Origin of the sequence: Streptomyces sp. P9(2023), assembly GCF_032436795.1 — a bacterium.
Lineage (GTDB): Bacteria > Actinomycetota > Actinomycetes > Streptomycetales > Streptomycetaceae > Streptomyces.
Genome location: NZ_JAUPWM010000012.1, coordinates 104,889 through 125,076, shown reverse-complemented (window position 1 = coordinate 125,076; position 20,188 = coordinate 104,889). Strand labels below are relative to the sequence as shown.

Annotated in this window: 15 protein-coding genes; 9 read left to right on the top strand and 6 right to left on the bottom strand. The window is 71.0% G+C overall.

Going from position 1 to position 20,188, the window contains the following annotated elements; translation table 11 throughout:
* The first annotated feature begins 92 nt into the window (after positions 1-92).
* Together Q5762_RS18740 and Q5762_RS18735 are read left to right on the top strand one after the other, a co-directional pair.
* Positions 93-1,514: an amino acid permease gene (locus tag Q5762_RS18740; RefSeq protein WP_315893289.1), complete on the top strand. Its 1,422-nt coding sequence runs from the start codon at positions 93-95 to the stop codon at positions 1,512-1,514.
* 170 nt (positions 1,515-1,684) lie between these two features.
* A complete protein-coding gene (locus Q5762_RS18735) occupies positions 1,685-2,329 on the top strand; it encodes a superoxide dismutase (RefSeq protein ID WP_315893288.1) in 645 nt (214 codons plus the stop codon).
* Positions 2,330-2,435: 106 nt separating this feature from the next.
* Here the strand turns inward: Q5762_RS18735 and Q5762_RS18730 are convergent, their stop codons facing one another.
* The gene (locus Q5762_RS18730; RefSeq protein ID WP_315893287.1) at positions 2,436-3,071 is read right to left on the bottom strand and encodes a disulfide bond formation protein DsbA; all 636 of its coding nucleotides are present in this window, start codon (positions 3,069-3,071) and stop codon (positions 2,436-2,438) included.
* Between the two features lie 134 nt (positions 3,072-3,205).
* Between Q5762_RS18730 and pepN (Q5762_RS18725) the strand changes: the two genes are divergently transcribed.
* Both pepN (Q5762_RS18725) and Q5762_RS18720 read left to right on the top strand, forming a co-directional pair.
* Positions 3,206-5,752 carry an aminopeptidase N gene (gene pepN / locus Q5762_RS18725; protein ID WP_315893286.1) on the top strand — a complete coding sequence of 849 codons (2,547 nt, stop codon included), beginning with the start codon at positions 3,206-3,208 and terminating at the stop codon, positions 5,750-5,752.
* Between the two features lie 516 nt (positions 5,753-6,268).
* Entirely contained in the window at positions 6,269-7,096 is an 828-nt protein-coding gene (locus tag Q5762_RS18720; RefSeq protein ID WP_315893285.1) for a hypothetical protein, read from the top strand.
* A 12-nt stretch (positions 7,097-7,108) separates the two neighbouring features.
* Here Q5762_RS18720 and Q5762_RS18715 read toward each other — a convergent pair whose 3' ends face one another.
* The 5 genes from Q5762_RS18715 to Q5762_RS18695 form a co-directional block, all read right to left on the bottom strand.
* Positions 7,109-8,284 (bottom strand): serine hydrolase domain-containing protein, encoded by a 1,176-nt coding sequence (locus Q5762_RS18715; protein ID WP_315893284.1) that lies wholly within the window; start codon positions 8,282-8,284, stop codon positions 7,109-7,111.
* 92 nt (positions 8,285-8,376) lie between these two features.
* Positions 8,377-8,844 (bottom strand): NUDIX hydrolase, encoded by a 468-nt coding sequence (locus tag Q5762_RS18710; protein ID WP_315893283.1) that lies wholly within the window; start codon positions 8,842-8,844, stop codon positions 8,377-8,379.
* Between the two features lie 17 nt (positions 8,845-8,861).
* Complete coding sequence (locus tag Q5762_RS18705) at positions 8,862-9,341, bottom strand: HPP family protein (RefSeq protein ID WP_315893282.1); 480 nt, start codon at positions 9,339-9,341, stop codon at positions 8,862-8,864.
* Positions 9,338-10,210 carry a pyridoxamine 5'-phosphate oxidase family protein gene (locus Q5762_RS18700; protein WP_315893281.1) on the bottom strand — a complete coding sequence of 291 codons (873 nt, stop codon included), beginning with the start codon at positions 10,208-10,210 and terminating at the stop codon, positions 9,338-9,340. Before Q5762_RS18700 ends, Q5762_RS18705 begins: the two co-directional genes overlap by 4 nt.
* A 133-nt stretch (positions 10,211-10,343) precedes the next feature.
* Positions 10,344-10,799, bottom strand: a complete 456-nt coding sequence (locus Q5762_RS18695; RefSeq protein WP_315893280.1) for a VOC family protein — start codon at positions 10,797-10,799, stop codon at positions 10,344-10,346.
* 128 nt (positions 10,800-10,927) lie between these two features.
* On the opposite strand from Q5762_RS18695, the gene Q5762_RS18690 reads away from it, so the two are divergent.
* From Q5762_RS18690 to pepN (Q5762_RS18670), 5 genes are all read left to right on the top strand, one after another.
* Positions 10,928-11,470 carry a CGNR zinc finger domain-containing protein gene (locus tag Q5762_RS18690; protein ID WP_315893279.1) on the top strand — a complete coding sequence of 181 codons (543 nt, stop codon included), beginning with the start codon at positions 10,928-10,930 and terminating at the stop codon, positions 11,468-11,470.
* Positions 11,471-11,667: 197 nt separating this feature from the next.
* Complete coding sequence (locus Q5762_RS18685; RefSeq protein ID WP_315893278.1) at positions 11,668-14,985, top strand: S8 family serine peptidase; 3,318 nt, start codon at positions 11,668-11,670, stop codon at positions 14,983-14,985.
* Between the two features lie 146 nt (positions 14,986-15,131).
* Positions 15,132-16,148 (top strand): aspartate-semialdehyde dehydrogenase, encoded by a 1,017-nt coding sequence (locus Q5762_RS18680; protein WP_315893277.1) that lies wholly within the window; start codon positions 15,132-15,134, stop codon positions 16,146-16,148.
* 127 nt (positions 16,149-16,275) lie between these two features.
* Complete coding sequence (locus Q5762_RS18675) at positions 16,276-17,442, top strand: TerD family protein (RefSeq protein WP_315893276.1); 1,167 nt, start codon at positions 16,276-16,278, stop codon at positions 17,440-17,442.
* Positions 17,443-17,494: 52 nt separating this feature from the next.
* The gene (pepN, locus tag Q5762_RS18670) at positions 17,495-20,068 is read left to right on the top strand and encodes an aminopeptidase N (RefSeq protein WP_315893275.1); all 2,574 of its coding nucleotides are present in this window, start codon (positions 17,495-17,497) and stop codon (positions 20,066-20,068) included.
* Positions 20,069-20,188: the final 120 nt, after the last annotated feature.

Below are 20,188 nucleotides of genomic sequence, written 5' to 3'. Positions count from 1 at the left end.
TGCCCGTATAGCGGACATCTGTTCCCTGTAAGCGGTGCGCGCACTCAGACTGTGGGCCGTTCCCCCGTCTCAGCCAATGAACAGGGCTGCCCATGTCACGGACCACCGCGCCCGAGCCCGTCGACCGCAAGGTCGAAGGGACGCCCCCCGCACAGGGACTCACGCACGGCCTCAAGCAGCGCCATCTGTCGATGATCGCCCTCGGTGGTGTCATCGGCGCCGGACTCTTCGTCGGCTCCGGTGCCGGTATCGCCGCCGCCGGTCCCTCGATCGTGGTCGCGTACGCCATCTCCGGGCTGCTCGTCATGCTCGTGATGCGCATGCTCGGCGAGATGTCGGCGGCCAACCCGGCCTCCGGCTCCTTCTCCGTCCACGCCGAGCGCGCGATCGGCCCCTGGGCCGGGTTCACGGCGGGCTGGGCCTTCTGGTTCCTGCTCTGCGTGGCCGTCGGCCTGGAGGGCATCGGCGCGGCGAAGATCATGACCGGCTGGTTCCCGGGCAGCCCGGAGTGGGCCTGGGTCGCCCTCTTCATGCTGGTGTTCTGCGCGACCAACCTGGCGGCGGTGAAGAACTTCGGCGAGTTCGAGTTCTGGTTCGCGGCCCTGAAGGTCGGCGCGATCGTCCTCTTCCTCGGCATCGGCGTGCTGGCCATCGTCGGCGTCCTGCCCGGCGCGGACGCCCCCGGCACCACGAACCTCACCGGCGACGGCGGCTTCTTCCCGAACGGCTCCGAGGGGTTGATCGTCGGCCTGCTCGCCTCGGTCTTCGCGTACGGCGGTCTGGAGACCGTCACCATCGCCGCCGCCGAGTCCGAGCACCCCGTGCAGGGCGTCGCCAAGGCGGTCCGTACGGCGATGTGGCGCATCGCGCTCTTCTACATCGGCTCGATGGCCGTCATCGTGACCCTGGTCCCGTGGGGCGACAAGGCGGTCGTCGAGAAGGGCCCGTACGTCGCGACCCTCGACCACCTGGGCATCCCGGCCGCCGGCCAGATCATGAACGTCGTCGTGCTGATCGCCCTGCTGTCGGCCATGAACGCCAACATCTACGGCGCCTCCCGGATGGCCACCTCGCTGGTCGCCCGCGGCCAGGGCCCGAAGGCGCTCGGCCGGACCTTCGGCGGCGTCCCACGCCCCGCGGTGCTCGTCTCCTCGGTCTTCGGCTTCCTCTGCGTGCTGCTCAGCTACTGGCGGCCCGAGGACATCTTCATCTGGCTCCTGAACACCATCGGCGCGATCATCCTCGTCGTCTGGTTCTTCATCGCCGTCTCGCAGCTGCTGCTGCGCCGCCGCACCGAGCGCGAGGCCCCGGAGAAGCTCGTCGTGAAGATGTGGGCCTTCCCGGTGCTGACCTGGGTGGCGCTGGCCGGCATGGCGGCGATCTTCTACCTGATGGCCCGCGAGGAGGGCACCCGCGTCCAGCTGTACTGGACGGGCGCCCTCACGGTGCTGCTCGCGGCGGGCGGCTTCGCGCTCCAGAAGAAGCGCGGGCAGCGGGAGCCCCAGGACGCCTGACGCACGCTTGTCGAAAGGGAACCCCCGGACCGGTCCTCGGTCCGGGGGTTCCCCGTTTTCCGCCACGAGTCCTAGGCCCAAGGACTGATCAACTCGGGGGCACTGCTGCTGTTAGCCTGCACCTGCATATAGATTGCAATAAGCGACAGCAGCAGCGAGAGGCTCGGCACATGGCGATCTACACCCTTCCGGAACTGCCGTACGACTACGCGGCGCTGGAGCCGGTGATCAACCCGCAGATCATCGAGCTGCACCACGACAAGCACCACGCCGCGTACGTCAAGGGCGCCAACGACACCCTTGAGCAGCTGGAAGAGGCGCGCGACAAGGAGCAGTGGGGCGCGATCAACGGCCTGGAGAAGAACCTCGCGTTCCACCTCTCCGGCCACATCCTGCACAGCATCTACTGGAACAACATGGACAGCCCGAAGGACGGCGGCGGCGGCGAGCCGCTGGCGGCCGACGGCGTCGGTGACCTCGCCGACGCGATCACCGAGTCCTTCGGCTCCTTCGCCAAGTTCAAGTCCCAGCTGACCAAGGCCTCCGCGACCACCCAGGGCTCCGGCTGGGGTGTCCTCGCGTACGAGCCGATCAGCGGCCGGCTGATCGTCGAGCAGGTCTACGACCACCAGGGCAACGTCGGCCAGGGCTCGATCCCGGTCCTCGTCTTCGACGCCTGGGAGCACGCCTTCTACCTGCAGTACAAGAACCAGAAGGTCGACTTCATCGAGGCCATGTGGCAGGTCGTCAACTGGCAGGACGTGAGCAGGCGCTACCAGGCGGCGAAGGCGTCGGTGCCGCTGATCTCCATCTGAAGAACGTCCTGCTCGTGATCGTCTTCTCAACCTTCACTTGCAGGCGGATGAAAGAACGACCCCCGCGAGGACAGGACTCGCGGGGGTCGTTCCGTACACGGGGGTTCTACTCGAAGCTCGGCGCCGCCGTGCGCGTGCGCTTGATCTCGTAGAAGCCGGGCGTCGCGGCCACCAGCAGCGTGCCGTCCCAGAGCCGGGCCGCCGCCTCGCCGCGCGGGGTCGGGGTGACGACCGGGCCGAAGAAGGCGACCTCGTCGCCGTCCGCGCCCGGCACGGCGATGACCGGCGTGCCGACGTCCTGGCCGACCTTCTCGATGCCCTCCTTGTGGGAGACGCGCAGCTCGGTGTCGTACGTGTCCTTGTCCGCGTAGTCCGCGAGCTCGGCCGGCAGGCCGACGTCCGCCAGGGCGCCGATGATCGCCTCGCGCGTCGGGCCCTCGCCGTTGTTGTGGAAGCGGGTGCCGAGCGCGGTGTAGAGCGGGCCGACGACCTCGTCGCCGTGCAGCTGCTGGGCGGCGACCACCACCCGGACCGGGCCCCAGGCCTGGGTCTCCATCATCTTCCGGTAGTCGTCCGGGAGCTCGTCCAGCTTGTCCTCGTTGAGGACGGCCAGGCTCATCACGTTCCACCGGACGTCGACCGGGCGGAGCTTCTCCACCTCCACCATCCAGCGGGAGGTCATCCAGGCCCACGGGCACAGCGGGTCGAACCAGAAGTCGGCGGTGATCCTGCTCTCGGACATGTTTCTCCTCATGGATGGATGCGTGCGCCGCAAGGAGCAACGCCACGCCCCGACCGGGGCATTCCCGGCGTGCCGCGTGTCAGGCCCACATGGGAGGATCGGTGCTGTTTCGAACGAGCCACGAAGGAGTGACCGTGCCCGGTGAGAATCTGTCCCGCGACGAGGCCCGCGAGCGGGCCGAGCTGCTGTCCGTCGACGGGTACGAGGTCGCTCTGGACCTTCGCTCGGCCGTCGGCGAGTCGAGCGAGGGAGTCCGCACGTTCCGCTCCGTGACGACCCTCCGCTTCCGCCGCACGGGGACCGGCACCACGACCTTCGTGGATCTGATCGCGCCCGCCGTCACGTCGGTGGAGCTGAACGGCCGCGCGCTCGACCCGGCCACCGTCTTCGACGGCTCGCGGATCGCCCTGGACGGCCTGGCCGACGACAACGTGCTGGTCGTGGACGCCCAGTGCGCGTACAGCCGGACCGGCGAGGGCATGCACCGCTTCGTCGACCCGGAGGACGGCGAGGTCTACCTCTACACGCAGTACGAGCCGGCCGACGCCCGCCGCGTGTACGCCACGTTCGAGCAGCCCGACCTGAAGGCCCCGCACCGCTTCTCGGTGACCGCGCCCGAGGGCTGGACGGTGTGGAGCAACGGCGCGGGCGAGCAGGACGCCGAGGGCGTGTGGCGGTTCGCGGAGACGGCGCCGATCTCGACGTACATCACGTGTGTCGTCGCCGGGCCGTACCACTACGTGACGGACACGTACCGGCGCGGCGATCTCGAGATCCCGCTGGGCGCGATGTGCCGCAAGGGGCTCGCCAAGCACTTCGACGCGGACGACGTCTTCCTGGTCACCAAGCAGGGCTTCGACTTCTTCCACGACAACTTCGACTACCCGTATCCCTTCGGGAAGTACGACCAGGCCTTCGTCCCCGAGTACAACCTCGGCGCGATGGAGAACCCGGGGATGGTGACCTTCCGCGAGGAGTACGTCTACCGGGGCAAGGTCACGCAGGCGGCTTACGAGCGCCGGGCGAACGTGATCCTGCACGAGATGGCGCACATGTGGTTCGGCGACCTGGTCACCATGGTCTGGTGGGACGACCTGTGGCTGAAGGAGTCCTTCGCGGACTTCATGGGCTCGTTCTCGCTGGCCGAGGCGACCCGCTTCACCAACAGCTGGGTGACCTTCGCGAACAACCGCAAGGCGTGGGCGTACCGGGCCGACCAGCTGCCGTCCACGCACCCGATCACGGCCGACATCCGTGACCTGGAGGACGCCAAGCTGAACTTCGACGGCATCACGTACGCCAAGGGCGCGTCGGTCCTGAAGCAGCTGGTGGCGTACGCGGGGCGGGACGCCTTCCTGGAGGGCTCGCGGCGCTACTTCAAGCGCCACGCCTACGGGAACACGCGCCTGACCGACCTGCTCACCGTCCTGGAGGAGACCTCCGGGCGCGACATGAAGGCCTGGTCGCAGTCCTGGCTGCAGACCTCGGGCGTCAACACGCTGACGCCGGAGGTGACGTACGACGCGGAGGGCCGGATCACCGAGCTGGCCGTGGTCCAGGCCGGGGACGAGCTGCGCCCGCACCGGGCGGCCGTCGGCCTGTACAAGCTGTCGGTGGACGGCGAGCTGGTGCGGTACGCGCGGGCCGAGGCGGACGTGGTCGGCGCGCGGACGGTGGTCGCCGAGCTGGCGGGGTCGGCGCGGCCGGACCTGGTGCTGATGAACGACGACGACCTGACGTACTGCAAGGTCCGTTTCGACGAGGGCTCGCTGGCGACGCTGCGGGCGCACCTGGGCGACATCACGGACCCGCTGGCGCGGGCGCTGTGCTGGTCGGCGCTGTGGAACCTGACGCGGGACGCGCTCATGCCCGCGCGGGACTTCGTGGCGGTCGCGCTGGAGTTCGCGGGGCGCGAGACGGACATCGGCGTGCTGCAGATGGTGCACGCCTGGGCGCGGGCGGCGGTCACGCACTACGCGGCGCCGGCGTGGCGCGCGGAGGGCGGCCGGCTGCTGGCGGAGGGCGGGCTGCGGGAGCTGCGGCTCGCGTCGCCCGGGAGTGAGCACCAGCTGACGTGGGCGCGGTTCTTCGCGGCGGCGGCCTGCTCGGACGCGGACTTCCAGCTCCTCGAGGGGCTGCTCGACGGTACGGCGAAGATCGACGGCCTGGACGTCGACCAGGAGCTGCGCTGGGCGTTCCTGGAGCCGCTGGCCGCGCACGGCCGGGCGGACGAGGCGCGGATCGGCCAGGAGCTGGCCCGCGACGACACGGCGACCGGCAAGCGCCACCAGGTCCGCTGCCTGGCCGCGCGGCCGTCGGCGGCGGTCAAGGCGCAGGCGTGGGCGCAGGTCGTGGAGTCGGACGCGCTGTCGAACGCGCTGGTGGAGGCGACGATCGCGGGCTTCGCGCAGCCGTCTCAGCGGGAGTTGCTCGCGCCGTACGCGTCGAAGTACTTCGCTGCGATCGAGCGGGTGTGGGCGGACCGGTCGATCCAGATCGGCATGGATGTCGTCCGGGGTCTGTTCCCCGGCCTCCAGGACGACGAGTCGACGCTGACGGCTACGGACGCGTGGCTCTCGGGGCACGGGTCGGCTGCGCCGGCGCTGCGACGCCTGGTCTTGGAGTCGCGCGACGACTTGGCCCGAGCGCTCCGCGCGCAGGCGCGCGACGGGGCCGCTTAGCTTTACGTGGCCGCCCGCCCGGGGGCCCGGCGGGCGGGGGCCTCCCGCACCCCCGCCCCGTGTGGGCAATCGTCCCGCTGGGGCGGGACGGGTGGGCACACGGGGCGGCGCCCTATGCGGGCGCCTTCCGCACATGCGCCCCCCCTGTACCCCGGGGCCGTTGCACGTTCAAGGCCCTTGGGGGTGGGCGAGGGGAACGGGGCGGACGCGCCCGCCAAGGGCGCCGTTCCGTTGTGCCCACCCGTTCCGCCCCAGCGGAACGATTGCCCACAACGGGGGGGGCGGGGAGAGCCCCAGCGGAACCGCTGCCCACAACGCGCGTGGCGCCAGCCCGACCGCCCACAACGGGGTGGCGGGGGGCGCCGGCCCAGCCGAGCGAAGGCCCACGGGCCAGGGGCTCGCGGGGTACCGCTCATCGGCAGTCGAACGGGCGTACTTTAGGGCTGAGTTGTCCCGGTTCGGCGACGTGCTTGTAACAGCGGTTAGTGACGGGGCCAAGCGCGGAAGACCCCCCGCATGAACCACAACACCCCCATCACCCCCCGCCCCCTCCCCCTCACCTCCGACCGGCTGCGGGCCGCGCTGGACCACACCCGGGACTCCGAGGCGATGATCACCGGGCTCGCCGCGCTCGCCCTGCACCGCTTCTCGTCCGTTCCCCCGCTGCCGGCCCTGGACCGGATCGACGTCCTCGTCGCCCGTACCCGCCGGCCGCGTTCCACCGCCGAGGTGCGGGTGGTGCGCGCACAGGAGCTGCCCGTACCGCTGGACCTCGCCGGGGTGCCCGTCGCGCCGGTCGCGCGGGCCCTCGCCGATGCCGTGTCCGGGCTGACCGACGCGGCCACGGTGCGCCGGCTGCTCACCGAGGCGGTACGCGCCGGACACTGCGAACCCGGCGCGGTCGTACGGGAGTTGAACCGCGCACGGCTGCTCAACCGGCCGCACGTCGTGGACGCCGTCGACTCGCTCCTCGCGGAGGGCCGGAGCATTGCCGAGGAGCGGCTGTACGAGATGGTGCGGGAGTTCGCCCTCCCGGACCCGATGTGGAACGTGGACCTTCGGCTCCCCGGCGGCCCGCACCTCGGCGGGCTCGACGCCTACTGGCCCGACCAGGCGGTCGCGGTCGAGCTGGACACCCGGGCACCCCGGCAGGACGACGACGCGCTGTGGTCGGAGTACACCCGTAAACGCGAGCACCTGGAGCGGCTCGGCATCACGGTCGTCCACATCACCCCGCGCAAGCTGCGCGAGGCCATGGACCAGCAGGCCACCGTGGTCCGTACGGCCCTGATGGCCGCGTCGGACCGGCAGCCTGCCGCGTACATCGTCGTCCTGCCCCGGTGACCCGGGGACGCGTCAGCTCCCGCAGAACTCCGCCTCGATCACCTTCTGGCTGTCGCCCGTCCAGTCCGCGTTGAAGTTCATCGCGAGCGAGTGCTCGCCGTCCCGGGTGGTGACGGCCTGCGAGGACGAGCCGTGGATGCCCCCGCCGTGGCCCCAGACCTCCTTTCCGCAGCTCAGCTTCGTCTGCTGGAGACCGAGGCCGTAGAAGAACTCCGGGTTCTCGGCGCTGACCGGCACGGTTGCCGTCATCTCGCGCAGCTCGGCCCTCGGCAGCAACTTCCCCTTGAACAGGGCCCGGTAGAACGTCTGCAGATCGTTGGAGTCGGAGATCATCTCGCCCGCCGCGTGGGCGAGGGACGGGTTCAGCTCGGTGACGTCGTGAATCGTCGTCGCGTTCTCGTCGATCGAGAGCTTCGAGTACGCCCGTGAACTCGGCTGCGGCATCGTCGCCTTCGTACCGGGGACACTGGTGGCGCGCAGCTTCAGCGGCTTGAGGATCCGCCGCTCGACCTCCTTGCCGTACGGACGGCCGGTCGCCTTCTCGATCACCATCCCCGCCAGGACGTAGTTGGTGTTGGAGTAGGTCCAGGCGGTCCCGGGAGCGAAGTCCGGCTCGTGGGTCATCGCGACGGCGACGAGCTGCTCCGGGGTCCAGGTGTCGTAGCGGTTCTTCAGGAACTCCGGGCCGAAGACCTTCTGCTGGAAGCCGGGGTCGGACGTGACGTTGTAGATGCCGCTGGTGTGGTTGAGGAGCTGGCGGACGGTGACCTTCCGGCCGTCGTGGCCGTTGCCGCGGACCACGCCCGGCAGCCACTTCTCCACCGGGTCGTCGAGGTCGAGGCGGCCCTCGGCCTGGAGCTGGAGGAGGACCGTGGCCACGAAGGTCTTGGTGATCGAGCCGACCCGGTAGCGGTCCTGGCCGCCGCGCTCGCCGGCCGTCCCGGTCCAGGCGCGGCCGTGGCCGGTCCGTGCCTGGGCGACGGCGCCCGGCACGCCCTCCTCGACCGCCGCGTCCAGGGCCCGCTGGGTGGCGGTGTGGTCCGGCTTCTTCGGCGTGCTCGCGGCGACGGCGGGCGCGGCGAGCGCCCCGGCGGTGAGCGCCGCCACGGCGGTGGCGGCGAGGACGGTGCGGGTGGTGCGGGTGGTGCGGGCGTTTCGTGTGGTGCGGGCGGTGCGTGCCGTTGTCATGCGGGTTCCCCTCGTATTCGTGTGCGCGGTCGCGGGAGGGGACCCGGGGGTGGGCGTGGAGGTTGAGCCGGGCTGCTCCGGTTGAGCCGGATTCAGCCGTTCGCCGGATCGGCCAGGCGGGAGCGGCCGACGGGCGGGCGCTCGCGCCACAGCTGCAGGCCGATGTCGACGAGTTCGACGCGGGTGAGGTCCGGGACGGAGGCGAGCGGATGCCAGGCGGCCAGGTCGGTCGAGCCGCCGGTCTCGTTGCGCAGGGAACCGCCGGCGATCCGGGATTCGTAGATGATCCGCAGGCCCTGGAAGTCTCCGGGAGCGGCGAGCTTGCGGAGCCAGCCGCGGCGGATGGAGTCGATGCCGAGCAGGGCAACCGGCTCGGTCAGATAGCCGGTCTCCTCCTCGACCTCGCGGACCACGGTGTTCACCGGCTCCTCGCCGTGGTCCATCCCGCCGCCGGGCAGGGTCCACCGCTTGGCCCCGGCGCGGTCCACCCAGCGGGCCAGCAGGATCTCGTCGTCACGGACACACACGGCGTAGGCCGCCACCCTCAACTCCTGTTTCATGGAGTGAGGTTAGAACGTCAGAACCAGTACGTGGGGTACGTCCGCCCCGTCGCCCGGGCGCCCGCGAGGCCGACGGCGACGAGCAGGACGCTCGCGAGCGCGAGCAGCGCGAGGAAGGTCCAGAACGGCGGATTCTGGAGGGCGACGATCACGGCCGTGGCGGCGGCGGGCGAGTGCGGGGTGCGGGCCGCCATCATCACGCCGAGCGCGAGGCCGCCGGCGAGGGCGGCGCCCCAGAGGCCGGGGCCGGTGACGAGGAGGACGGCGAAGCCGGTGAGCGCGGAGAGCAGCTGACCGCCGACGACCGAGCGTGGCTGGGCGAGCGGCAGGTCGGGGGCGCCCGCCACCAGCGCCATGCTGGCCGCCAGGGGTGGGATGAGCAGCGGCTGGTGGAGGACGGTGCCGACGGCCACCAGGGCGAGCAGGGCGGTGACGCTCACGGTGGTCGCCAGGGCCACGGCCCGGGGGTGCGGGCGGGCGGGGGCGGCTGTCGTCATGCGGGGTCCTGGGGCGGGTCGACGGGTGGGTTGGCAGGCGAGAATTCCGGGTCCGACCAGCGCAGGGGGCTCGCCGACGGGGTCTCGACGATTCGTTCCACGGCGAGGCGGGTGGTGCGGATGCCGTCCTCGCCGTACGTGGTGCGGGCCGTGCCCGACAGTTGGAGCGTGGTGCCGGTCCGCCAGTCGAGGAAGAGGGGGCCCGCGCGGTCGTCGGTCTCCAGGTTGCCCAGGGTCAGGAACATCGCGTTGCCGGGATAGTCCTGCCAGCTCAGCTCGGTGGGGCTCACGACGCGCACGAAGCCGGGGAAGCCGCCTCGGTGGCTCGCGTCCGTGCCGTCGGAGGCCGTGGTCGCGATGAAGAAGGTGTCGGCGGCCCGGACGAACCCTTCCTGGGCGGGGGTGAGCGCGGTGCCGTGACGCGGGGCACCGGGCGGGGTGGTGAGGTCGGGCGCGTACAGCTCGCGCTTCTGGATGTACTTCGGGCAGTTGGAGAAGACCTGCTCCGCCTCGACGGTGAAGCCGCGGGCGCTGGGGCGGGCGATGCCGTTGAGGCGCATGCGGCGGCGGGTGCGGGGGTCCAGGGCGATCGTCCCGACGGGGGCGGGGCCGGGGGCGGGGGGTGGGGCCGCCACCGAGATCGTGTGCGGGCCGGTCGCCCGGGCGAAGCCGGGGGTGCCGGTGAGGAGGGTGCTCCAGACGTGGCCGTTCTCGTCCGCGGCGGCGAGGACGAGCATGGGCTGGAGCTCCAGGAAGGCGGCGGCGACGGGGCGGATGCCGGTGGTGATGGAGGGGGCGATGTGTGCGGCCAGGTCGCGGACGCCGACCATGTCCTGAACGGCGCGAGAGCCTGGGTTGTAGGGGTCCATGTCCTTCGGGTCCTTCGTGTGCGGGGCCGCCCGGGCCGGGGCCGGGGGGCGGGCCCTCGGCGCGGGCAGCGCGTTCGTGGGGTGTGCCCACCCGTTCCGCCCTGCGGAACGATTGCCCACACCTAGGTCAGGCTTAGAAGAAGCCGCAGGTCGGGGCGCCCTCCGTCGGGGCTTCCGTGTTCTCCGCGCCCGTGGGGGCGAAGATCTCCAGGCGGGTGCCGTCGGGATCGTGGAAGAAGATGCCGCCTGAGGCGCCGCCCTCGGAGTGGGGGACCACGCCGTCGTACGCGAACTCCGTGCCGCGCGCCTTCAGGGCGTCCTCCGCCGCCTTCACCCGCTCGATCGACCCGGCCTCCCACGCCAGGTGGTGCAGGCCCGCGCGACCGGAGTCGTACGCGCCCTCCGCCTGCTGCCAGAGCGTGAGGACCAGCGTGCCGTCCTGACCCAGGAACGCGTACCGCCGACCCTCCTCCTTGCCCTCGCCGAGCACCTCGAAGCCCAGCACATCCCCGTAGAACCCGAGCGAGCGCTCCAGGTCCGTGACATTGAGTCCGACGTGGTTGGTCTTCAGCGTTCCGATCGCCGCCATGGCGACTCCCCTCTCGTCGACCGATCAACCGGTCGCTAACCAGTGACTACGACGTTAGGGGTTAGAGAATGGTTGTGCAACCTGTCACGTAACCTTGAGGGGTTAGTTCCACGAGGAAGGTGCTCGCCATGACCGTTTCCGACCCACGGCCCCTGGTCGGCGAGCCCGTCTCCCTCGACCTGCTCAACACCCGCTGGATGCTGGACGGCGTACGCCAGGACCTGCTCACGGACGCCGACGGCCTCGCCGTCTGGCTCACCGCCAACGGGCTCGACGCGCGCTTCGCCGCCGACGCGTCCACCCTCCGCCACACCCTCACCGCCCGGGACGCCCTCAACGGACTGGCCGACCGGCCCGGCGACCCCGCCGCCGTCGCCCGCGTCGACGCCGTCCTCGACCACGGCCGCATCCGCGCCACGCTCACAGCCGAGGGCCCGGGCGAGCTCCCCGAGTTCGCGGACCCCGCGTGGGGCCCCGGCTGGACCGCCGCCCGCGACTACCTCGACCTGCTGCGCACCGCGCCCGACCGCATCCGGTCCTGCGCCCACGAGGCGTGCATCCTGCACTTCTTCGACACCTCGCGGAACGGCACCCGCCGCTGGTGCTCGATGGCGATCTGCGGCAACCGGGCCAAGGCCTCCCGCCACTACGCCCGTACAAAGGACAACTAACCGGCGGTAAGCAGGAGTCGGATCGTCACGTTCCACGGCGTTACGTCCCCGATGGCGCAGCGCGCCCTGTGGCGGATGTGTGCCATGGCCACATCCCGCCGATTCCAACCCTCCACAAACCCCTGTCACTTGCGAAAGGCTGAGCGGTCATCCGGTACCGGAATCCGGACCCTCTTCTTTCACAATCAGGGATGTAAATGACCACCCCCGAAACTCAGAGCTCCATATCCGGGCGCTCGACCCCCGGGCACAGACGCGCCGCCCGGATCGCCGCCGCCGCGGGACTCGTGACCGCGCTCATCGCGGGCGGCGCCGCCCCGGTCCTGGCCGCCGACGATCCGGCGACCACTCCCCCGGTCAAGTCCGCCGAATCCGCCGACAAGCTCGGCCCGACCGACGCCCAGCGCCTCACCGAGGCCGAGGCGACCGGCGAGAAGAACGTCACGATCCTCGTGGCCACCGCGCCCGGCGCCACCGAGCAGGTCGCCGGCCAGCTCGACGCCGTCGCGGGCGCCTCGGTCGGCCGGCAGGACGACAAGCTCGGCTACGTCCGCGCCACGATCCCGACCGCCAAGGCGGAGGCCGCCATCAAGGCGGCCACCGGGCTCTCCTCCGTCCAGTCGATCGACCTCCAGGCCGAGATCCCACTGGACGACCCGACCCCCGACGCCGGCACCGCCGGGGCCGTCGAGGGAACGACCGTCTCGCAGACGTACCCGGCGCCGGGCAGGAACACCCCGGCGAAGAACCCGTACAACCCGTCCCACGAGACGGGTGCGGTCGAGTTCGTCGAGGACAACCCGCGGGCCGACGGCCGCGGCGTGACCATCGGCATCCTCGACTCCGGTGTGGACCTCGGCCACCCGGCGCTGCAGAAGACCACCACCGGCGAGCGCAAGATCGTCGACTGGGTCACCGCCACCGACCCGCTGACCGAGCAGGACGGCACCTGGCGCGCCCAGATCACCCCCGTCGCCGGTCCGGTCTTCACGGCCTCCTCGCAGTCCTGGAAGGCGCCCGAGGGCTCCTACCAGTTCAGCCGCTTCAACGAGGCGATCACCGCGGGCGGCGACCCGGCCGGTGACATCAACCGCGACGGCGACAAGGCCGACCTCTTCGGCATGCTGTACGACGCGGCCGCCGGCACCGTCCGCGTGGACACCGACCAGAACAACGACTTCACGGACAACGCGCCGATGAAGCCGTACAAGGACGGGTACCAGATCGGCTACTTCGGTACCGACAACCCGGCCACCGAGGTCGTCGAGAAGATCCCGTTCGTCGTCGAGATCCGCAAGGACGTCGCGATGGACCCGCTCGGCGGGACCTGGGTCGGCAAGAAGGCCGACTTCGTCAACATCGGCGTCGTCGAGTCCGCCCACGGCACGCACGTCGCCGGCATCACCGCCGCGAATGGCCTCTTCGGCGGCAGGATGAACGGTGCCGCGCCCGGCGCGAAGATCGTCTCCTCGCGTGCCTGCACGTGGACCGGCGGCTGCACCAACACCGCCCTCACCGAGGGCATGACGGACCTCGTCGTCAACCGTGGCGTCGACATCGTCAACATGTCGATCGGCGGTCTGCCCGCGCAGAACGACGGCGACAACGTCCGCGCCCGCCTCTACACCCGGCTGATCGACCAGTACGGCGTGCAGCTGGTCATCTCGGCCGGCAACTCCGGTCCGGGCATCAACACCATCGGCGACCCCGGCCTGGCCGACAAGGTCGTCTCGGTCGGCGCGGCGATCTCCCAGTCGACCTGGGCCGCCAACTACGGCTCGGCCGTCAGCAAGTCGTACGCGATGTTCCCCTTCTCCTCGCGCGGCCCGCGTGAGGACGGCGGCTTCACCCCGACCATCACCGGTCCGGGCTCGGCCGTGAACACCATCCCGACCTGGCAGGCCGGTTCCGGCGTCGCCGAGGCGGGCTACGCGCTGCCCGCCGGTTACGGGATGCTCAACGGCACCTCGATGTCCTCCCCGCAGGTCGCGGGCGCGAGCGCGCTGCTGATCTCGGCCGCGAAGCAGAAGCGGATCGAGCTCGACCCGCTGACCCTGCGCACCGCGCTGACCTCGACCGCCGACCGGATCCCCGGTGTCGCGGCCCACGAGCAGGGCTCGGGCCGGATCGACATCAACGACGCCTGGGAGTCGATCAAGGACGGCGCCACGGCGCACGACTACAAGGTCCAGGCCCCGGTCGACACCGCGATCTTCCCGGCCCCGCACACCGGCACCGGTGTGTACGACCGTGAGGGCGGCCTCAAGGTCGGCCAGAAGAAGGTCTACGACGTCACCGTCACGCGCACGAGCGGCCCGAACCGGCCGATCGAGCACGATCTGAAGCTGAAGTACAACGACGGCACCTTCCGGATCCTCGGCGACGACGAGGTCGACCTGCCGCTGAACACGCCGGTCACCGTCAAGGTCCAGGCCGCGCCGCGCAGTGCCGGTGTGCACAGCGTGATCCTGGAGGCCGACGACGACCGCACCGAGGGCGTCGACAAGCAGATCCTCGCCACCTCGGTCGTCGCGTCCGACCTGGTCGCGCCCGGCTACGGCCTCTCCGCGACCGGCTCGGTCCAGCGCAACAGCCACAAGTCGTACTTCGTGACCGTTCCGGCGGGCGCCAAGACCCTTGAGGTCGCCCTCGGCGGTCTGAAGGAGAAGAGCCAGACCCGGTTCATCGCGATCCACCCGTACGGTGTGGCGTTCGAGTCGACCGCGTCCACCGCGTGCTACCCGCACTACAACCCGGCCAACACCTGCCGTCCGGACCTGCGTTCGTACGCCAACCCGACGCCGGGCGTCTGGGAGATCGAGGTCGAGTCGCGTCGCACCTCGCCCGACCTGGACAACCCGTTCAAGCTGGACGTCTCGGTGCTCGGCGCCGACTTCGACCCGGCCACGCAGACCGTCGCCGAGGCGAAGGTCGGCACCCCGGCCGCCGTCGAGTGGACCGTCACCAACAAGTTCGCCGGCATCGACGGCAAGCTGAAGGGCGGCCCGCTGGGCTCCGTGAAGGCCGAGACGCCGACGATCAAGCACCACGAGCAGCAGACGAAGACCGTCACCATCGGTGAAGGTGTCGAGCGGCTCGACGTGGCGATCGGCAACACCTCCGACAAGGCCGCCGACCTGGACCTGACGGTCCTGCTCAACGGTGTCCAGGTGGGCCAGGCCGCGGACGGTGACTCGGAGGAGGCCGTCTCGCTGCTGAAGCCGGCCGCCGGCACGTACACGGTCGTGATCGACGGCTACTCGGTGCAGGCCGAGGGCGGTACGACCTACGACTACAAGGACGTGTTCTACTCGGCCGCGCTCGGCAGCGTCCAGGTCGACGCGGCCAAGAGCTACCCGCTGGCCAACGGCGGGACCGCGAAGGTCGGCGCCGAGGTCCTCGTCGCCGGTGCCGCGCCCGAGGGCCGGCAGTTCTTCGGTGAGGTCCAGCTGGTGAACGCGCGCGGCACGGTCGCGGGCGTGGGCAGCGTCGTGATCGGCAAGGTCACGCCGTAACACCGCTGTGTGAGTGAGGGGCGGGCGCCGAAACCGGTGCCCGCCCCTTTCGCGTCCCGATCCTCGGACAATGGATTGGACAAGGCAGGCCGGGACATACGCATCATGGACGGCAGCAGCCTGCACAAACGTACGGAGGAGTCCCCGTGAAGGTCGGAATCGTCGGAGCCACCGGTCAGGTCGGCACAGTCATGCGCAGCATCCTGGCCGAGCGGAAGTTCCCTGTGGACGAGCTGCGGCTCTTCGCCTCCGCCCGCTCCGCCGGCACCGTGGTGGACGGGGTCACGGTCGAGGACGCCTCCACCGCCGACTACACCGGCCTGGACATCGTCCTGTTCTCCGCCGGTGGCGCGACCTCGAAGGCGCTCGCCGAGAAGGTCGCCTCCCAGGGCGCGGTAGTGATCGACAACTCCTCCGCGTGGCGCCGCGACCCCGAGGTCCCGCTGGTGGTCTCCGAGGTCAACCCGCACGCGATCAAGGACCGCCCCAAGGGCATCATCGCCAACCCGAACTGCACCACGATGGCCGCGATGCCGGTCCTCAAGCCGCTCCACCAGGAGGCCGGCCTGACCGCGCTCATCGCCACCACCTACCAGGCCGTGTCCGGTTCGGGCGTGGCCGGCGTCGCCGAGCTGGACGGCCAGATCAAGGCCGTCGCCGAGCGCGCGACGGAGCTGGCCCACGACGGCGAGGCCGTCGCCTTCCCCGAGCCGGGCGTCTACCGCCGCCCGATCGCCTTCAACGTGCTGCCGCTGGCCGGCAACCTGGTGGACGACGGCTCGCACGAGACCGACGAGGAGCAGAAGCTCCGCAACGAGTCCCGCAAGATCCTGGAGATCCCCGAGCTGAAGGTCTCCGGAACCTGCGTGCGCGTGCCGGTCTTCTCCGGCCACTCGCTCCAGGTCAACGTCCGCTTCGAGCGCCCGATCAGCGTCGAGCGCGCGTACGAGCTGCTCGCGGACGCCGAGGGCGTCGAGCTCTCGGAGATCCCGACCCCGCTCCAGGCGGCCGGCAAGGACGCGTCGTACGTGGGCCGCATCCGCGTGGACGAGACCGTCGACAACGGCCTGGCGCTCTTCCTCTCCAACGACAACCTCCGCAAGGGCGCGGCACTGAACGCGGTCCAGATCGCGGAGCTGGTGGCGGCGGAGCTGAAGGGCTGACGCCCCCGATTCACGTGAAGGGGCGGCCGTCCGGGAGGGCGGCCGCCCTTCGGCATGCCGTGGCCACCGTCCGGCGGAATTCGAGCAACGCGTTCGAAACCGGACCCCGGAGTGACAGGAGCCGAGCATGACCCAGTTACCGCGGGGCGCGAACGTCCCCGTGCCTACCCAGGCGGCTCTCCAGGTCGCCGTCGCCTGGCGGGCCGTTCCCGGGGCGCCCTTCGTGGACGTGTCCGCGCTGTTGCTCGACGGTGGTGGGCGGGTGCGTGGGGACGGGGATCTCGTCTTCTACAACCAAGCCGAGCACCCCTCGGGCGCGGTTCGGCACCTGGGGAAGTCGGCGCCGGGCGCGCCGGGCAGCGCCGCCGCGGACTGGCTCTGGCTCGACCTCGCGCGCGTGGAGCCCGCGATCGGCCGGATCGTGGTCGCCGCCTCCGCCGACGGGGGCGCGTTCGGGCAGGTGCCGGGTCTTGACGTCCGGGTCACGGATCTCTCGGGCGCGCCGGTGGCGTACTTCGCCATCGGGGACGCGACGCGCGAGACGGCGTTCGTCCTCGGCGAGTTCTACCGGCAGGAGGGCGGCTGGCGGTTCCGCGCGGTGGGGCAGGGGTACGCCTCCGGGCTCGCCGGGCTCGCGACGGACTTCGGCATCGTTGTCGAGGCCCCGCCGGCCCCGATCCCGGGCCCGGGGTACGTACCCCCCGCACCCGCACCGACGTACGTCGCCGACCCCTTCTCCTCCTCCTTCCGGCCCTCCACCCACCAGGGCCGCGGCAAGGAGACCGTGCACTGCGACCCCACCCTCCCGCCGGGCTGGGCGCTCCTGGAGATCGAGTCGTACCACTCGATCTCCACCACCATCGAGTCCTGCGACGCCCACGGCCGCGCCGAGGACTTCCTGCTCATGGCGTACGAGGACGACGTCCGCGCCCGTACCGTGGCGCTCGTCCCGCCCGACCGGCCGCTGACGCTGCGGGTCGACGCGGACACCCCCTGGACGCTGCGGGTCCTCCCGCTCACCCACGCCCGCCGCTTCGACAGCCATATCGAGGGCCACGCCCACGACCTCGTCGTCTACGACGGGCCGCCCGGCGTCCTCGACTTCTCCCACCACGGCGAGTCCAACTTCACCGTCCACCGGCACACCCCGCCCCGCGAGCCCGAGTACGACGCCGAGGACCAGGACCTCCTGGTCAACGAGATCGGCGAGGTCCATGTCAGCGCCCCCGTGCCCGGCCCCGGGCTGCTGCGGATCAGCGGCGACGGGCCGTGGAAATGCGCGGTGCGACGCTGACGCGGCGCGTGGAAGGATGGCCCAAACGTCACGAAACCGAGGAGTTGACCGGGTGCCTGGCACAAACCTGACCCGTGAAGAGGCGCAGCAGCGGGCGAAGCTGCTGACCGTGGACGCGTACGAGGTCGAACTGGACCTCTCCGGTGCGCAGGAGGGCGGCACCTACCGGTCCGTCACCACCGTCCGCTTCGATTCCGCCGAGGCGAACGCCGAGACGTTCATCGACCTCGTCGCCCCCGCCGTGCACGAGGTCGTCCTCAACGGCCACGCGCTCGACGTCGCCGCCGTGTTCCGGGACTCCCGGATCGCCCTGGCCCATCTGCACCAGGGTCCGAACGAGCTGAAGGTCGTCGCCGACTGCGCGTACACCAACACGGGCGAGGGTCTGCACCGCTTCGTCGACCCGGTCGACGAACAGGCGTACCTCTACACCCAGTTCGAGGTGCCGGACGCCCGCCGGGTCTTCGCCTCCTTCGAGCAGCCGGACCTGAAGGCGACCTTCCAGTTCACCGTGAAGGCGCCCAGCGGCTGGACGGTGATCTCCAACTCGCCGACGCCGGAGCCCAAGGACGACCTGTGGGTCTTCGAGCCCACCCCGCGCATCTCCACGTACATCACCGCGCTGATCGTCGGCCCGTACCACTCGGTGCACTCGACGTACGAGAAGGACGGCCAGACCGTCCCGCTCGGCATCTACTGCCGCCCGTCGCTTGCCGAGTACCTCGACTCGGACCACATCTTCGACGTCACGCGCCAGGGCTTCGACTGGTTCCAGGAGAAGTTCGCGTACGACTACCCGTTCGCCAAGTACGACCAGCTCTTCGTGCCGGAGTTCAACGCCGGCGCGATGGAGAACGCGGGCGCGGTCACCATCCGCGACCAGTACGTCTTCCGCTCGAAGGTGACGGACGCGGCGTACGAGCGCCGGGCCGAGACGATCCTGCACGAGCTCGCGCACATGTGGTTCGGCGACCTGGTCACCATGGAGTGGTGGAACGACCTCTGGCTGAACGAGTCGTTCGCGACCTTCACCTCGGTCGCCTGCCAGGCCTCGGTGGCGGGCACCCGCTGGCCGAACGCCTGGACCACCTTCGCCAACGCGGAGAAGACCTGGGCGTACCGCCAGGACCAGCTGCCGTCCACGCACCCGATCATGGCCGAGATCAACGATCTCGAGGACGTGCTGGTCAACTTCGACGGCATCACGTACGCCAAGGGCGCCTCGGTCCTCAAGCAGCTGGTGGCGTACGTCGGCCAGGACGAGTTCTTCAAGGGCGTCCAGGCGTACTTCAAGGCGCACGCCTTCGGGAACACGCGCCTTGCCGACCTGCTCGGCGCGCTGGAGGAGACCTCCGGCCGTGACCTGAAGGTCTGGTCGAAGCTGTGGCTGGAGACGGCCGGCATCAACATCCTGCGCCCGGAGATCGAGACCGACGAGAACGGTGCCATCACCTCCTTCGCGGTCAAGCAGGAGGCGCCGGCGCTGCCGGCCGGGGCCAAGGGCGAGTCGACGCTGCGTCCGCACCGGATCGCGATCGGCTTCTACGACCTGGACGCGGCGGGCAAGCTGGTCCGCTCCGACCGTCTTGAGCTGGACATCGAGGCGGCCGGGCTGACCGCCGTACCGCAGCTGGCGGGCAAGCGCCGCCCGGCGGTCGTGCTGCTCAACGACGACGACCTGTCGTACGCCAAGGTCCGGCTCGACGAGGTGTCGCTGAAGAACGTGACCGCGCACCTCGGGGACTTCGCCGAGTCGCTGCCGCGCGCGCTGTGCTGGGCCTCGGCCTGGGACATGACGCGGGACGGCGAGCTGGCCACGCGCGACTACCTGGACCTGGTCCTCTCCGGAATCACCAAGGAGAGCGACATCGGTATGGTCCAGTCGCTGCAGGGTCAGGTGAAGGCCGCCCTGGAGCTGTACGCGGCGCCGGACTGGCGTCCGACGGGTCTGACGCGCTGGACGGAGGCCGCGCAGGAGCAGCTGCGGGCGGCGGCGCCGGCGAGCGACCACCAGCTGGCGTGGGCGCGGGCGTTCGCCGCGACCGCGCGCACCGACGCGGAGCTCGACGTACTGGCCGGTCTGCTCGACGGCACGCACATCATCGGGGGTCTGGCCGTGGACACCGAGCTGCGCTGGGCGTTCGTGCAGCGGCTCGCGGCGACCGGGCGGTTCGACGAGCCGCAGATCGCGGCCGAGCTGGAGCGGGACCGTACGGCGGCGGGCGAGCGGCACGCGGCGACGGCGCGGGCGGCGCGTCCGACCGAGGCGGCGAAGGCCGAGGCCTGGGCGTCGGTCGTGGAGTCCGACAAGCTGGCGAACGCGGTGCAGGAGGCGGTGATCGGGGGCTTCGTCCAGACCGACCAGCGTGAGCTGCTCGCCCCGTACACGGCGAAGTACTTCGCCTCGATCAAGGGCATCTCGGAGACCCGCAGCCACGAGATCGTCCAGCAGATCGTGGTCGGTCTCTACCCGACGATCCAGGTCTCGCAGGAGACGCTGGACGCCACGGACGCCTGGATCGCGGCGAACGACCCGGCGCCGGCGCTGAAGCGCCTGGTGACGGAGTGCCGGGCGGGCGTGGAGCGCGCGCTCAAGGCGCAGGCGGCGGACGCGGCCGCCGCGTGACGACGCGGTAGGTGAAAGACGAAGGGGCACCCTCCCCCACGGAGGTGCCCCTTCGTCCGTTTCGAGTCCGCTCGGCGGGCGGGCGTCGGTGCGCGGCCGCCCGCCGGGCGGAGATCCCGG